Source organism: Streptosporangium jomthongense (assembly GCF_042650425.1).
Classification (GTDB): Bacteria; Actinomycetota; Actinomycetes; order Streptosporangiales; family Streptosporangiaceae; genus Streptosporangium.
Map to the genome: position 1 here is coordinate 451368 of NZ_JBHSBC010000012.1, position 14262 is coordinate 465629.

General features: G+C 71.0%; 13 protein-coding genes. 3 read left to right on the forward strand and 10 right to left on the reverse strand.

Features of this window, described 5'->3' with window-relative positions:
- Positions 1-242 precede the first annotated feature (242 nt).
- From ACFOYY_RS13745 to mraZ, 3 genes are all read right to left on the reverse strand, one after another.
- Positions 243-716 (reverse strand): hypothetical protein, encoded by a 474-nt coding sequence (locus tag ACFOYY_RS13745; RefSeq protein ID WP_352008996.1) that lies wholly within the window; start codon positions 714-716, stop codon positions 243-245.
- Positions 717-786: 70 nt separating this feature from the next.
- Positions 787-1779, reverse strand: a complete 993-nt coding sequence (rsmH, locus tag ACFOYY_RS13750) for a 16S rRNA (cytosine(1402)-N(4))-methyltransferase RsmH (protein WP_386189973.1) — start codon at positions 1777-1779, stop codon at positions 787-789.
- A 226-nt stretch (positions 1780-2005) separates the two neighbouring features.
- On the reverse strand, positions 2006-2437 hold the full coding sequence (mraZ, locus tag ACFOYY_RS13755; RefSeq protein WP_352008994.1) for a division/cell wall cluster transcriptional repressor MraZ: 432 nt from the start codon (positions 2435-2437) through the stop codon (positions 2006-2008).
- Positions 2438-2946: 509 nt separating this feature from the next.
- On the opposite strand from mraZ, the gene ACFOYY_RS13760 reads away from it, so the two are divergent.
- Genes ACFOYY_RS13760 through ACFOYY_RS13770 form a run of 3 tightly spaced genes read left to right on the forward strand, consistent with a single transcriptional unit; the run spans position 2947 to position 7582 of the window.
- Entirely contained in the window at positions 2947-3924 is a 978-nt protein-coding gene (locus ACFOYY_RS13760; RefSeq protein WP_386189974.1) for an AAA family ATPase, read from the forward strand.
- Complete coding sequence (locus ACFOYY_RS13765; protein ID WP_352008992.1) at positions 3921-5177, forward strand: DUF58 domain-containing protein; 1257 nt, start codon at positions 3921-3923, stop codon at positions 5175-5177. The genes ACFOYY_RS13760 and ACFOYY_RS13765 overlap by 4 nt, the downstream gene beginning before the upstream one ends.
- Positions 5174-7582, forward strand: a complete 2409-nt coding sequence (locus ACFOYY_RS13770) for a transglutaminase TgpA family protein (RefSeq protein WP_386189975.1) — start codon at positions 5174-5176, stop codon at positions 7580-7582. Before ACFOYY_RS13765 ends, ACFOYY_RS13770 begins: the two co-directional genes overlap by 4 nt.
- 224 nt (positions 7583-7806) lie before the next feature.
- Here the strand turns inward: ACFOYY_RS13770 and ACFOYY_RS13775 are convergent, their stop codons facing one another.
- From ACFOYY_RS13775 to ACFOYY_RS13805, 7 genes are all read right to left on the reverse strand, one after another.
- Entirely contained in the window at positions 7807-8205 is a 399-nt protein-coding gene (locus tag ACFOYY_RS13775; protein WP_352008990.1) for a DUF3040 domain-containing protein, read from the reverse strand.
- 147 nt (positions 8206-8352) lie between these two features.
- Positions 8353-9591, reverse strand: coding sequence for a DNA polymerase IV (locus ACFOYY_RS13780; protein WP_362778577.1), 1239 nt, complete (start codon positions 9589-9591; stop codon positions 8353-8355).
- A 45-nt stretch (positions 9592-9636) separates the two neighbouring features.
- The gene (locus ACFOYY_RS13785; protein WP_386189976.1) at positions 9637-10395 is read right to left on the reverse strand and encodes a class I SAM-dependent methyltransferase; all 759 of its coding nucleotides are present in this window, start codon (positions 10393-10395) and stop codon (positions 9637-9639) included.
- A gap of 229 nt (positions 10396-10624) precedes the next feature.
- Positions 10625-11035 (reverse strand): transcription antitermination factor NusB, encoded by a 411-nt coding sequence (gene nusB / locus ACFOYY_RS13790; RefSeq protein ID WP_352008987.1) that lies wholly within the window; start codon positions 11033-11035, stop codon positions 10625-10627.
- Positions 11035-11595 carry an elongation factor P gene (gene efp, locus ACFOYY_RS13795; protein WP_352008986.1) on the reverse strand — a complete coding sequence of 187 codons (561 nt, stop codon included), beginning with the start codon at positions 11593-11595 and terminating at the stop codon, positions 11035-11037. Before efp ends, nusB begins: the two co-directional genes overlap by 1 nt.
- Before the next feature lie 26 nt (positions 11596-11621).
- Positions 11622-12692: a M24 family metallopeptidase gene (locus tag ACFOYY_RS13800; RefSeq protein WP_352008985.1), complete on the reverse strand. Its 1071-nt coding sequence runs from the start codon at positions 12690-12692 to the stop codon at positions 11622-11624.
- Between the two features lie 118 nt (positions 12693-12810).
- Positions 12811-14106, reverse strand: coding sequence for a dicarboxylate/amino acid:cation symporter (locus tag ACFOYY_RS13805; protein ID WP_362916563.1), 1296 nt, complete (start codon positions 14104-14106; stop codon positions 12811-12813).
- Between the last annotated feature and the right edge of the window lie 156 nt (positions 14107-14262).

The window sequence follows — 14262 nt, forward strand, 5'->3', positions numbered from 1 at the left end:
TGAGCCCTGCTGCCTGCCGCCGTCGTGGCCGCCCTGTCCCTCCGGGCGCCGGGGGCGGCCGGGCTCACCCTGCCCGTCCTGGCGGGGAGGGCGGCCCTGCGGCCCCGGCTTCCCCGCGCCGTCCTGGCCCGAGGGTCTGCCGGTACGGCCCGGCCCGCCCGGTCCCCTGCGGCCCGGGTTTCCGGCGGAACCGCCGCCCGAGCCGCCTCTGCCGGGTCTCGGACCCCGCCCGCCGGCCTCTCTCACCGGCCCGTGCCCGGCGCTCGCTCCTGCCCCGCGGGCGTCTGGCCGTCGTTTCCGGCGGCGCCCACGGGGCTCTCCCCCGCGGCCCCCACCGGGGCGCCCTCCTTGGGCGTTCCCGGAGTGGGGCGGCCGGGGACCATGACGTTCGGGTTGTCCCAGTCGGGTTCGAGTCCCTGCTTCTCGGCGTTGCCCGCGAGCCACTCCGGGGTGTCCATCAGGGCGTTCTGGTGCTTGAGCGACTCCTTCTTCTGGCGGAGCTGGTTGTTGCCGTTACGCAGCTCGGTGGCCCTGAAGGAGTCCTGGTTGAGGATCGTGTTCAGTAGCTGGAGGCTGACCAGGCCACCGCAGAGCAGGCCGATGACGAGCAGCACGAACGGCGTGCGCGGCGCCTTCCGCCCGCGGGCCGCGGACGGTTTGGCCGCCCCCGCCGCTGCCGTCGCGGGAACGTTCCTGGCCGGACGCGTCCTGCGCACCTGGGGCATCGTGCGGGGAACGCGCGTGGGCCGCCCGCCGCGGACCGGTGCACCGCGGCGGACGTCTTGCTCACTCCTCGTCAACTGCCTCACGAATCCTCTCTGCCGCCCGGCACCGGGCGGAGGCGGCCCGCGGGTTGCGGGCGACCTCCTCTTCGCTCGGGAGCTCGGCTCCCCTTGTCAGGAGGGCGAACCGCGGCTGGTGAGCCGGCAGCGGGACGGGCAGCCCTGGAGGGCCCGTCTCCTTGGTCCGCGCCGCGAGGACCCGTTTGGTCAGCCGGTCCTCAAGGGAGTGGTAGGCGAGCACGACCACGCGCCCGCCGAGCGTCAGCGCGTCGAGCGACGCGGGGAGGGCGCGTTCCAGTGCCGTCAACTCCGCGTTCACCTCGATCCGCAACGCTTGGAAGGTCCTTTTGGCGGGGTTGCCCCCGGTTCGTCGAGTGGCGGCGGGGATGGCCTCACGGACAATCTCCGCAAGCCGCTTAGTCGACGTTATGGCCTCCTTGGCCCGTTCCTTGCCGATTAGGTGCGCGACACGCGGGGCGAATCGCTCCTCGCCGTAATCCCGGAGAATCCGGATCAGCTCGGGGATCGGGTAGGTGTTGACCACGATCTCCGCGGTCAGCTCCTGCCCCCCGTCCATCCGCATGTCCAGCGGCGCGTCGTAGGAGTAGGCGAAGCCGCGCTCGGCCTCGTCGAGCTGAGGAGAGGAGACACCCAGGTCGAACAGCACCCCGTTGACCCGGGGGCGCCCGAGGTCGGCCAGCACCTCGGCCAGCTCGTCGGAGACGGCCTTGACCAGCGTGATCCTGTCGGCGTACGGCGCGAGCCTGGCGGTGGAGCGTTCGATGGCGGTGGGGTCCCGGTCGATTCCGACCAGGTGCAGCGCGGGGTGGGCCGCGAGCAGTGCCTCCGCGTGACCGCCGAGGCCGAGGTTGGCGTCGACCACGACGGCGCCGGGTCCGGAGAGCGCGGGCGCCAGCAGCTCAAGCACCCGGTCGAGCATCACGGGAACATGGCCGCCCCGGCCCTGGGAATCCCTCTTGTCGTCTTCGGCGCGCATGAAGCGCCAACCCCCCTCTCGCCGCGTCTCCCGCGCGGTCACGCGGCGGACGCCCATCGGTGTCTTTCTCCTGGCTCCCACCCCCGGGGGCCGTCCGGCCAGGTCCCCATCCGCACCCGCTTTCCGTCGCCACCTGACACCGGGGAAGGTGCATCAGCTGACGAACATGTGGTTGCGGGTGGAGACCTCGCCGAACGACGTTTTCACCGATGAGTCGACCGTGCAGTCACAGAATCCCTGGCAGCACCTCCTCCGACAGGTCGGAGAATGCCTGTTCCTGGTCGGCCAGGTACTTGTCCCAGGCCTGGGCGTCCCAGATCTCCAGCCGGGTGTTGGCGCCGATGACGGCGCAGTCACGGCTGAGCCCGGCGTAATCGCGCAGGGCCTGCGGGACGGTGACCCGACCCTGTTTGTCGGCGACCTCGTCGGAGGCGCTCGCGAAGAAGACGCGGCTGTAGTCACGGACCGCCTTGGCGGTCACCGGCGCTGTGCGCAGAGCCTCGGTTATGCGCTGGAACTCCTCTACGGGGAAAACGTAGAGGCAGCGCTCCTGGCCTTTGGTGATCACCAGACCCTCCGCCAGCTCCTCACGGTACTTCGCCGGCAGGAACAGCCGTCCCTTGTCATCGAGGCGCGGGTAGTGGGTGCCGAGGAACATCGGCCTCACCTCCCGTGCCTAGCGGAGCACCTGGCGCTGTGGCCCCTGCCCTCCACTGCGCACCACCATACTCCACTTCTCTCCACCGTCAACTGATTCCGCGGCTCTTAACGATGGGTTTCGCCGCCATTTTCCCAGCTCAGAACAGGTGGAGCGGAGTGGAGGGGCAAGGCGCCTCCGGTATGTCACGGGCGTGTCGAGAAGGTAAGCGATAGTCGGACAATCGAGGAATGAACCAATCGGCGGCACCGCAGAGGGAAAGTGGAGCGCGCGACCGCCGGAAGGCCTTGCCCCACGGCCCGTCACAAGATCCGGACACGTCCTCCACACGAACAGAACGCTCAGCTCACACACTGTGGCTGTCCACCCGGAAACAGCCCTAATACCCACATAGAGTCGCTCTGGAACCTCGGGCGTCGTAGTGTCGGTACGCACAATGGAAAAGGGCCTATAAAGACCCCCAAATACCAACCCCCGGCGTGAAACCGCCGCAGCTTCATGGAGGCCTGGTGGCAGTAACCCATGACATCTCACCTCGGCTCGATGATCTGGTCGTCACGGCGCATCGCATCCGCCAGGCGATCGAGTCGGTGATCGAGGGCAAGGGGGACGCCGTCCGCCTGACCTTGACCGTTCTCCTCGCGGAAGGGCACCTCCTCATCGAGGACGTGCCCGGTGTCGGCAAGACGATGCTCGCCAAGGCCCTGGCCCGTTCCATCGACTGTCCGGTCCGCCGTATCCAGTTCACCCCCGACCTGCTGCCAAGCGACATCACGGGGGTCAGCGCCTACAACCAGCAGACCCGGGAGTTCGAGTTCAAGCCCGGCCCGGTCTTCGCCAGCATCGTGGTCGGGGACGAGATCAACCGCGCCTCGCCGAAGACGCAGTCCGCGCTGCTCGAATGCATGGAGGAGCACCAGGTCACCGTGGACGGCGCGACCTACGCGCTGGAGAGCCCCTTCATGGTGATCGCGACGCAGAACCCCATCGAGATGGAGGGCACCTACCCCCTCCCCGAGGCGCAGCGCGACCGCTTCACCGCCAGGATCGCGATGGGCTACCCCGAACCCGGCGCCGAGCTGGAGATGCTCGACGTTCACGGGGCGGCCTCGCCGCTGGACAAGCTGGAGCCGGTCGCCACGACCGCGGAGGTGCGGGCGCTCATCGAGGCGGTGCGCGCGGTCTACGTCTCGCAGCCGATCAAGAAGTACGCCATCGACCTGGTGACCGCGACCCGGCAGAGCCCCGAGCTGCGGCTGGGCGCCTCCCCGCGCTCGACCCTGCAGCTGGTCAGGGCGGCCAGGGCGCACGCCGCGCTGGCCGGGCGTGACTACGTCATTCCCGACGACCTGCAGGACCTGTGCGTGCCGGTGCTGGCGCACCGGCTGCTGCCCAGTGTCGAGGCCCAGGGGCAGCGACGCATGCCGGAGCAGGTGGTGGCAGACCTGGTTCGCCGGGTGCCCGTGCCCGAGGTCCAGACGAAGTGACCTCGGGCCTCAGAGCGCTCACCGCCCGCGGCTGGTCATTTCTCGCCTCCGGCGCCGCGGCGCTGCTGTGCGCCTTCTTCCTCGGCGAGCACGACCTGCTCAGGATCGGGGTGCTGATCATCTCGCTGCCGCTGCTCGCGGCGATGGTGGTCAGCCGCACCCGCTACCGGCTGAGCTGCGCGCGCCGCCTTGACCCGCCCCGGGTCCCGGTCGGCGGCGAGACCACCGTGACGCTGCGCCTGGAGAACGTCACCCGGCTGCCCACCGGTCTGCTGATGATCGAGGACACCGTCCCGTACGCCCTGGGCGCCCGTCCAAGGTTCGTCCTGGACCGGGTGGAGGCGCTGGGAATCCGCGAGATCGACTACCGGGTCAGGTCCGACCTGCGCGGCCGGTTCGGCATCGGCCCGCTCACCGTGCGGATCACCGACCCGTTCGGCCTCGTCGAGCTGACCAGGTCCTTCACCATCAGCGACACGCTCGTGGTGACGCCCCAGGTCGTCCCGCTGCCCCGGGTCCGCCTCTCCGGGGAGCTCGCGGGCGGGGGCGAGAGCCGTACCAGGAGTGTGGCGGCGGCCGGTGACGACGACGTCGCGCCGCGCGAGTACCGGCAGGGCGACGACCTGCGGCGGGTGCACTGGCGCTCGACCGCCAGGTACGGCGAGCTGATGGTGCGGCGTGAGGAGCAGCAGTGGCAGAGCAGGGGCGCGCTGCTGCTGGACACCCGCAGGTACGCCCACCGGGGTGAGGGACCCCGCTCCTCCTTCGAGGTCGCGGTCTCCGCCGCGGCCTCCATCGGGCTCCATCTGGCGCACGAGGGGCTCGGCCTGCGCCTGGTCACCGACCAGGGCGCGGAACGGCTTCCGGAGACCGGGCTGAGCTGGGCGCTGCTCGACACCCTCGCCGAGATGCGCACCAGTTCCGCCCGCTCCCTGGAGTACGGCGTGGCCGCTCTCCGGCAGGGCGGCGGCGAGGGCCTGATCGTCGCCGTGCTCGGCACGGTCGACGCCGAGCAGGCCCGGGAACTGGCCCGGCTCAGGCACGGCAACATGACCGGGGTCGCCGTGCTGCTGGACGTCGCCGGCTGGGAACGGCCGGAACTCGGCGACGATGAGGGCCACCAGGCGGCCCAGGCCGTGCTGGCCGGGGCCGGATGGCGTGTCGTGCCACTGCCCTCTGGCGCGACGATCGCGAACGTGTGGCCGAAGGCGGCGCAGGGCGGGCGATTCGTACTCAGTGGGGGCGGCTCATGAGACTTCCGATCGCGGCGGGCGCGGCGACCATGGCGGTCACCGTCTCGCTCTACCCCCTCTTCCAGGGGGGCGCCTGGTTCTGGGCGAGTCTGGGGGCCGTCGTCGTCGTGACGGCGGTCGGCGTACCGGCCAGCCGCTACAGCCTGCCGGGCTGGCTGGCGCCGCTCGGCCAGGTCGTCGCCATCTGGATCTATCTGACGGCCGTCTTCACCCCGGAGAAGGCGTGGGGCAGGGTCGTCCCGACCAGGGAGTCGGTCGTCGCGCTGGCCAGGATGCTGGTCGGCGGCTTCGCCGACATCCAGCGCTTCGCGGCGCCCGTGCCCGCGACGACCTCCATCACCCTGCTGACCTGCGGGGGCGTCGCCCTGATCGCCGTCCTGGTGGACCTGCTCGCCTCCCGCGCGCGCAGGGCGGCGCTGTGCGGGCTGCCGCTGCTGGCGCTGTTCACCGTCCCCGCCGCGGTGGCGACCGAGCCGGTCAGCTGGCCCGCGTTCATCGTCGCGGCCGCCGGCTACCTCGGGCTGCTGGTCGCCGACGGCAGGGAACGCGTGGGTCACTGGGGCAGGGCCGTACTGGTGCGCCGTGCCTCGGTGACGGCGCGGACCGTCGCCGACGTCGGCCCGCTGCGCCTGTCCGGCAAGCGCATCGGGCTCACCGCGGTGGTGCTGGCCGTCCTGCTGCCCGCGCTGCTGCCCACACTCGAACCCTCCCCGCTGTTCGGCTTCGGCGTCGGCAACGGCAGGGGGAAGGGCAACAACTCGATCAGCATCTCCAACCCGATCGTCGGCCTGCGGGGTTCGCTGTCGCTGCCGGCCAACGCCGACGTCCTCAGCTACACCACCAGTGACAACCTGCCGCGCTACCTGCGGATGTACTCGCTGGACATCTTCGACGGCCAGCAGTGGACGATGGCGGGGCCCAGCGGCCTTCCCGAGGACCGGATCTCACGCGGGCCGCTGCCCCCGCCTCCCGGTCAGAGCCGTGAGACGCCCGTCGCGACCGTGACGACCAGGATCACGGTGAGCAAGACCCTCAAGGGGCTGGAGTTCCTGCCGCTGCCGTACCCGCCGAACCGCATCGGGATCGAGGGCGACTGGCGGCCGGACCGTGACTCCCTGATGGTCTTCTCCACCGAGGACACCGCGGAGGGGATGACCTACACGGTCGTCAGCGACGAGCCCAGGCCGACCGCGGAGAGGCTGAGGTCGGCCGCGGCCGCGCCCCAGCAGATCACCGACCGTTACCTGCAGCTGCCCAGGGACCTGCCCAGGGAGGTCAAGGAACTGGCGGCGAGGGAGACCAAGGACGCGAGGACGCCCTACGACCGGGCGGTCCGGCTGCAGGAGTTCTTCACCAGCAAGGGCGGCTTCGTCTACACCCTGGCCGCTCAGGGACACGGCGGGCAGGCGCTGACGGACTTCCTGATCCGCAACAAGGCCGGATACTGCGAGCAGTTCGCCGCCGCGATGGCGGTGCTGGCCAGGGTGCTCCACATCCCGGCCAGGGTGGCCGTCGGCTACACCGGCGGCAGCAGGGTCGGAGACCACTGGCAGGTGGGCACGCACGACTCCCACGCCTGGCCCGAGCTCTACTTCGAGGGGACGGGGTGGCTGCGCTTCGAGCCGACCCCCACCGGTCTCACCGGGCAGGGCAGCGCCACGGTTCCCTCCTACAGCCGCGCGCAGGCGGCGAACGAGCCCGGCGACCAGCCTTCGGCCGCTCCCGCGATCGGTTCCGGCTCCTCCGACCTGGCCAACGGGTCGGCGAGCAACCCCCGCAACCGCAGGCCCGAGCTCGACTACGGCGGCAGCGGGCCCATCGTGGTCGAGGAGGAGACCCCTCTCGCGGTCAGGATCGGCCTCGGTGTCGCGGCCGTGGCGTTCGTCGTGCTGATCCCGGCGATGCTGCGGCTGCGGCTGCGCGGGCACCGCCGCCGGATCTGCTCCCGCGCGGCACGACCGGCCGTCGTTCTGGCGGAGGCGCCGGGAACCGTCACGGTCAGGACGGGACTGTGGAAGCAGGCGACGACGGCCGTCTGGGCGGAGCTCGGTGACACGCTGTACGACTACGGGGTGTCTCGCGCGCCCAGTGAGACCCCCAGGGCACTGGCCGTACGGCTGAGCGCCCAGCACGGGTTCGACGCGGACGCGGAGGCCGCCGTGACGCGGATCGCCGCCTCGGCCGAGCGGATGCTCTTCGCCAGGACCCCCGGCGAGACCGGCTCCCCGCGTGAGGACCTGCGCGTGGTACGGCGGGCGCTGGCGGCCTCGGCGCCCCGGAGCAGGAGGATCCGCGCGGTGCTGCTGCCGCCCTCGACGCTGACCGGGATGCGGACCCTGGGCACACGTCTGCTGGACGTCTTCGACCGGCTGGAGAACCTCCGCCTCACCGGCAGGAAGGCCTGACCCCACCGCGAAGCGCCCACACGCCCGCGTCCGGACAGATCCGGGCGCGGGCGTGGTCCGTTCGGCGGCACCGGCCGGGGACCGGTCACAGGGAGGCGGTCACGGGGGACGGTTCGGGGAGACGTCCGGACGGCATGACCCAGGTGGCACGGTCCAGCCGGCACAGGACCCGGCCGGACTCCGTGCCCCGAGGGCGTGCCGTCCCAGAGGGTGCGGGGAGAGGCTCAGCGCTCGTCGTTACGACGGCGCCAGCGCTCCTCCATCCGCTCCATGAAACTCGGTTTGGGACCACTCCTGCGGCCCGCCCTGCCCGTCTGGCGGGAGGGGCCGCCGGCCCCTGAGGTCTCACCGAAGCCGTTCATGCGCTTCCAGCTGGACAGACCCCACAGACACGCGGCGAGCATGACCACGAAACCGCCGACTCCGAGCGGGATGTAGTTCACGACGCCGACCATCAACAGGACGACGCCCAGGACGAAGCCGATGGAGGCCTTCACCAGGCGGCGCTTGTAATGGCTGCGTGGATCACTGATCCTTACGGTATTGGCCCACTTCGGGTCCTCGGCGTAGAGGGCCTGCTCGATCTGGTCGAGCAAGCGCTGCTCGTGCTCAGAGAGCGGCACGGCGCCTCCCAAGGACAGCCCCAGTACGGGGAAGACGGTGACGGACGACACGGGGTGTCCGAACCTCGCGGTCGGTTATCCCCAGAATACGAGGCTGTAGACGTAGACGAAAGAAAACGTCCAACGTAGTCCAAACCGGAGGCGGTGTCATAGATCTATTTCACCAAACGACGGGCGAACAAGCGACGCCGGGAGCACCGCATCCTGACCGAACCTGCGGGCCGCCCTGTCCATCGCCTGCTCGGCCTCCCGCCAGCCCGTCTCGCGCTCCCCCAGGCCGAGTTGCCTGGTCACCCCGGCCGCCGGCACGAGGTTCTCGACCCGCACCCCGACCAGGCGCAACCGCACTCCCAGCAGGCCGGAGGCGCCGTAAAGGTCGCGGGCCGTGGCGTACAGGACGCGGGCGACGTCGGTCGGCTCTCTGAGGGTGCGGGACCTGGAGATGGTGGTGAAGTCGGCCCTGCGGAGCTTGACGCTGACCGTGCGGCCCGCGTGACCGGCCTGTCTGAGCCTGGCCGCGACCCGCTCCGACAGGCGCAGCAGCTCCCGGTGGATCCGCTCCGGGTCGTCGACGTCTGTGGCGAATGTCTCCTCGGCGCCGATGCTCTTGTCCGGCGTGTGCGGGGTGACCCGGCGCTCGTCACGGCCCCAGGCCAGCGCCGCCAGGTGGGTTCCCACGGCCTGGCCGAGCTCGTGCTGGAGGGTCTCGACGGGGATCCTGGCGAGGTCGCCGACCGTCCTGACGCCCAGGCGCGCCAGGGAGCGCTCGGTGCGCTCCCCCACGCCCCACAGCGCCGCGATGGGCAGCGGGTGGAGGAAGTCGACGACCTGGTCCGCGGGAACGACCATCAGGCCGTCCGGCTTGCAGTGCTGTGAGGCGAGCTTGGCCACGAACTTGCTGTTGGCGACCCCGACGGAGCAGGTGATCCCGTGCTCGCCGGCGACCCGTTCACGGATCATGGCGGCGATCGCGGCGGGCGGGCCGAGCCTTCTGCGCGCTCCGCCGACGTCCATGAAGGCCTCGTCGGAGGCGATCGGCTCGACCTCGGGGGTGAAGGTCCGGAAGATCTCCATGACGCCCCTGGAGACCTCGGAGTACTTTCCCCGGCTCGGCGGGATGATCACGGCCCTGGGGCACAGGCGCCGGGCGCGGATCATGGGCATGGCCGAGTGCACCCCGAACCGCCTGGCCTCGTAGGTGGCGCTGAGCACCACCCCCCGCGGGCCGGGGGCGCCCACGATGACGGGCAGGCCGCGCAGTTCGGGACGTTCACGCAACTCGACGCTGGCGAAGAAGGCGTCCATGTCGACGTGGAGGATCGGACAACCGGTGTCGTCCGTGCCCAGCGCCGAGACCGGACGCGGCACCTGCTGTTTCCTCGACACGAGGCCATTGTACGAGACACATGGGAACACACGTTCGGCGAGAACTCACTTTCTGCCGAGGACGTGGAGCTGGGTGGCGATGTCCCTGAGCACGGGGTGGGCCGCGGCGGCCTGTTCGAGGGCCACCAGGGCGCGCGCGGCCCCCGGCTCCCCGTCCAGCAGGCGGCTGGGCACCAGGTCGGCGAAGATCCGCACACCGTGGACCTCACCGGGGGTGAGCCCGGCGGCGGACAGTAGCACGGCCAGGGTCTCGCAGGTGAACCGCCGCGGCGTGGGGTCGCGGTCGCCCCAGCGCCCCTGCGGGTCGTCCAGGACCTGCAGTGCCTCCTCGAACCGGCCCGCGATGGAACGATGCAGGGCCGCGGCGAGCGGATTGGCGGCCAGCACGCTGATGGCGCCCCCCTCGCGCAGCAGGCCCGCGATGGCGCCCAGGGCGCCCGCCGGGTCCTCGACGTACTCCAGGACGCTGTGGCACAGCACCAGGTCCGCCCCGTCCGTGGGGAGGATCTCCTTCAGGTCGGCCGCGTCCCCCTGCAGGGCGCGAACGCCGACCCCGGCCTCGGCGGCCCGGCGTTCGAGCGCGGCCAGCGAGTCGGGACTGGGATCGACGACGGTGACGGCGTGCCCGAGCCCGGCCAGCGGTACGGCGAAGCCGCCCGTGCCCCCTCCGGCGTCGACGATGTCGAGCCGATCCCTGCCGGTCGCGGCCACCCGGTCGGCGAGCACTGCCCGCAACACGTCCCACACGACGGCGGTGCGGACCGCCGGAGTGGCCGACGGGCGTGAGATGCCTACGGCGCGCAACTTAAGATCGCCTCCTCTTTCGCGGTACGAGCCCCAGCCTACGCCGGGCCGTACCCGGTGCCGTCCGGGGAGGAACCGGGGCCGGGCTCGATCTGCTCTTTCCCCGGCGTGGAAGGAGTTCGGACCGGGGCCGCGTGGTTCAGGAGGTCGGAACGGAAAGGTCCGTTCACGGCTCCCGCGGGCGCGTCCGTGGAGAGGACCGGAGAGGGGTCCTCCCCACGGATGTGACCTACAGCGCCAGGGACGGCTTGAGCTGCTTGAACCGGGCCATGAGGCCGTTGACGAACTGCGGGGACTCGTCGGTCGACAGCTCGGAGGCCAGCCCGACCCACTCGCTGATGACGACGCCCTCGGGCACGTCGGGCATCCACAGCAGCTCGTAGGTGCCGCCGCGCAGGAGGTTGCGGTCGACCGCGGGCATGCGGTCGAGCGTCCATCCCTCGGCGTAGGTGGTGATCAGCTCGTCGATGCGCGCGCGGTGCCTGCACACGCCCTCGACGATGGTCGCGGTGTACTCGTTGACGGGCGGCTCCGCCCTTTCGAGACGCTCGGCCAGAACCGCGAGCGGGTCCTGGCTGCGCGCCTCGGCCTCGAAGAGGATGTCCAGCGCGCGCCTGCGCGCCTTACCCCGTGCGGACATCAGGCGCGGCCGAGGTATTCGCCGGTGCGGGTGTCGACCTTGACCTTCTCACCGGTCGTGATGAACAGCGGCACCTTGATCTCGGCGCCGGTCTCCAGCTTGGCGGGCTTGGTGCCGCCGGTGGAGCGGTCGCCCTGCAGGCCCGGCTCGGTCTCGGCGATGATCAGGTCGACGGCCGCGGGCAGCTCGACGTAGAGCACGTTGCCCTCGTTGACCGCGACGGTGGCGAGCATGTTCTCCAGCAGGTAGTTGGCGCTGTCGCCGACGGCCACCCGGGAGACGTTGAGCATGTCGTAGGTCTCGGTGTCCATGAAGACGAACTCTTCGCCGTCCATGTAGGAGAACTGCATCTCGCGCTTGTCGACGTTGGCCACCTCGACCTTGACGCCCGCGTTGAAGGTCCTGTCGACGACCTTGCCCGACTTGATGTTCTTCAGCTTGGTGCGGACGAACGCACCGCCCTTACCGGGCTTGACGTGCTGGAACTCCACAACCGTCCAGAGCTCACCGCCGTCGAGCTTGAGCACCAGGCCGTTCTTGAGGTCGTTCGTCGTCGCCACTAGTTTCTCCTGCGTACGGCCGCTCTTTAAAGGACAAGCAGCTCTTTGGTCGTCCGTGTGAGAAGCTCCGGTCCGGCATCACGCGTCACGAGCGTGTCCTCGATGCGGACGCCGCCCATACCCGGCAGGTAGACACCAGGCTCGACGGTGACCGGAACTCGATCCTCTAGTCTAGCGTGCCCGGCATCGCTGTCTGGCTTCGGCGGAGCCAGGAACGGCACCTCGTGGATCTCCAGCCCGACGCCGTGTCCCAGGCCGTGCCCGAAGCGCTCACCGTGCCCGGCCGCGGTGATCAGGTCGCGGGCCGCGGCGTCCACCTCGTGGGTGAGCGCGCCCGGCCGTACGGCGTGGCGGCCGGCCCGCTGGGCGGCCCTGACCAGGTCGTAGAGCTCCCGCTGCCAGGCGGCGGGCTCCCCGATCGCCACGGTCCTGGTCATGTCGGCGTGGTAGCCGTCGTACAGCGCCCCGAAGTCCATGGTCACGAGGTCTCCCCGTTGCAGGGGACGCTCCGAGGGCGAGTGGTGCGGGATCGAGCCGTTCGGGCCCGAGGCGACGATCGAGTCGAAGGCGGGCTTGTCCGCGCCCAGCTCGATCATCCGGGTCTCCAGCGCCCTGGCGACCTCCCGTTCGGTCACTCCGGGCCGCAGCCTGGGCAGCACGTCGCCGAAGGCCTGGTCGGTGAGCGCGCAGGCGGTGCGGATGAGGTCGATCTCCTCCTCGTCCTTGACCCTGCGCACCGACTCGACCAGCCCGCTCAGCCGCGGCAGGTCCCCGCCGAGACGGAAGTAGTCGGCCACGGACATGTGGTGCGCCTCGACGCCGACCCGGCCCGCCGCCGTCGCGACCAGGCTTCCCGCGACGTCGCGTTCCTGGCGCACCTCGACATCCGGGCACAGGCGCCTGGCGGTCTCCGTGTATCGGGAGTCGGTGGCCAGCGTGGCGGTGCCGTCCGCCGTGACCAGCACCGCGGCGTTCGAGCTCGCCAGGCCGGTCAGGTAGCGCACGTTCACCCCCCGGGTGACCAGGACGGCGTCCACGTCGTGGGCGGGCAGCAGCTCCGCCAGACGCGTACGGCGCGTGGCGTGGGTGGCGGTCATGCCTCGCATGCTATTGACCTCCTCCGCCCCTGTCTCCACCCCCGCCCGCCACACCTTGGGCGGCGGCGGGCGGGAGAGGCGGTGGCGGGCCGCAGGTGCCGCCCGCCATCTCGGGGCGTCAGGCGGGGGCGGGGGCGCCCCCGGTGACCAGTGGTCTGGCGGACGTCTCGTCCAGGGGCAGCGGCGGGGCGTTCAGCACCGCCTCGTCGAGACGGCCCTCGGACCGGGCGACGAGCACGGGCACCACGATCTGCCCGGCCACGTTCGTCGCCGTACGGATCATGTCGAGGATCGGGTCGACGGCCAGGAGCAGGCCGACGCCCTCAAGGGGCAGGCCGAGCGTGCTCAGGGTGAGGGTGAGCATCACGACCGCGCCGGTCAGGCCCGCGGTCGCGGCGGAGCCGACCACCGAGACGAACGCGATCAGCAGGTACTGGCCGAGGCCGAGCGGGACGTCGTACACCTGGGCCACGAAGATCGCGGCGAGGGCGGGATAGATCGCGGCGCAGCCGTCCATCTTGGTGGTCGCCCCGAAGGGCACCGCGAAGGAGGCGTAGTCGCGGTCGACGCCCAGGCGTTCGACGGTGACCCGCTGGGTCAGCGGCAGGGTCCCGATCGAGGAGCGGGAGACGAAGGCCAGCTCGATCGCGGGCCAGGCGTTGCGGTAGAAGGTCAGCGGGCTGACCCGGCCGACGAGGGCGAGCAGCAGCGGGTAGCTCACCAGCAGCACCAGCAGGCAGCCGATGTAGACGCCCGCTCCGAGCTTGGCCAGCGGGGCCAGCAGGTCCCATCCGTAGGCGGCGACGGACTTGCCGATCAGGCCCGCGGTGCCGATCGGGGCCAGTCTGATGACCCACCACAGGGCCTTCTGCACCAGTTCGAGCACCGAGCGGCTGAGGACGAGGAACGGCTCGGCCGCCTCGCCGACCGCCAGGGCCGCCGCGCCGAGGACGACCCCGATGAAGACGATCTGCAGGACGTTAAGCTCGGTGAAGGCCGTGACGACGTTGGTCGGGATGATCCCGGTCACGAAGTCGAGCCAGGTCCCCGCGCCGTCGAGGTCGGGGGCCTTGGCCCCGGCGGTGGAGATCGTGACGCCCTCGCCGGGGTTGATGACCAGGCCGAGGCCGAGGCCGATGACCACCGCGATCAGCGAGGTGACCAGGAACCACAGCAGTGTCTTGCCCGCGAGCCTGGCGGCTCCGCCGACGTTGCGCAGGTTGGCGACACTGACCACGACCGCGGTGAGGACGAGCGGCGGGACGGCGAGTTTGAGGAGCTGGACGAAGAGCCTGCCGACCTCGGTCAGGGTGGTGGTCAGCCAGGCGATCTCGCCCGCGCGGGCGAGGAAGCCGAGTGCGGCACCGGCCACCAGGCCGAGCAGCAACTGCAGGGAGAAGGAGACTTTCTTCATGAACGCGACTCCGACGTGAGAACGTGCCCGCGCGGGGCGGGAGGGAGCGGGAAATGCGTTCAGTGACAGAGCTGGCCGTTCAGGCGGCACAGATCCACATACGGCCGCCCGACGAGCAGAGGGGTCACCGGGGAGAACCTCACAGGGCGTGAAACC

Coding starts and splice junctions, on each gene's coding strand:
- ACFOYY_RS13800 (WP_352008985.1), bottom strand. CDS start 12,692: ATGACCGCCACCCACGCCACGCGCCGTACGCGTCTGGCGGAGCTGCTG.
- ACFOYY_RS13770 (WP_386189975.1), top strand. CDS start 5,174: ATGAGACTTCCGATCGCGGCGGGCGCGGCGACCATGGCGGTCACCGTC.
- rsmH (WP_386189973.1), bottom strand. CDS start 1,779: ATGCGCGCCGAAGACGACAAGAGGGATTCCCAGGGCCGGGGCGGCCAT.
- mraZ (WP_352008994.1), bottom strand. CDS start 2,437: ATGTTCCTCGGCACCCACTACCCGCGCCTCGATGACAAGGGACGGCTG.
- nusB (WP_352008987.1), bottom strand. CDS start 11,035: ATGTCCGCACGGGGTAAGGCGCGCAGGCGCGCGCTGGACATCCTCTTC.
- ACFOYY_RS13805 (WP_362916563.1), bottom strand. CDS start 14,106: ATGAAGAAAGTCTCCTTCTCCCTGCAGTTGCTGCTCGGCCTGGTGGCC.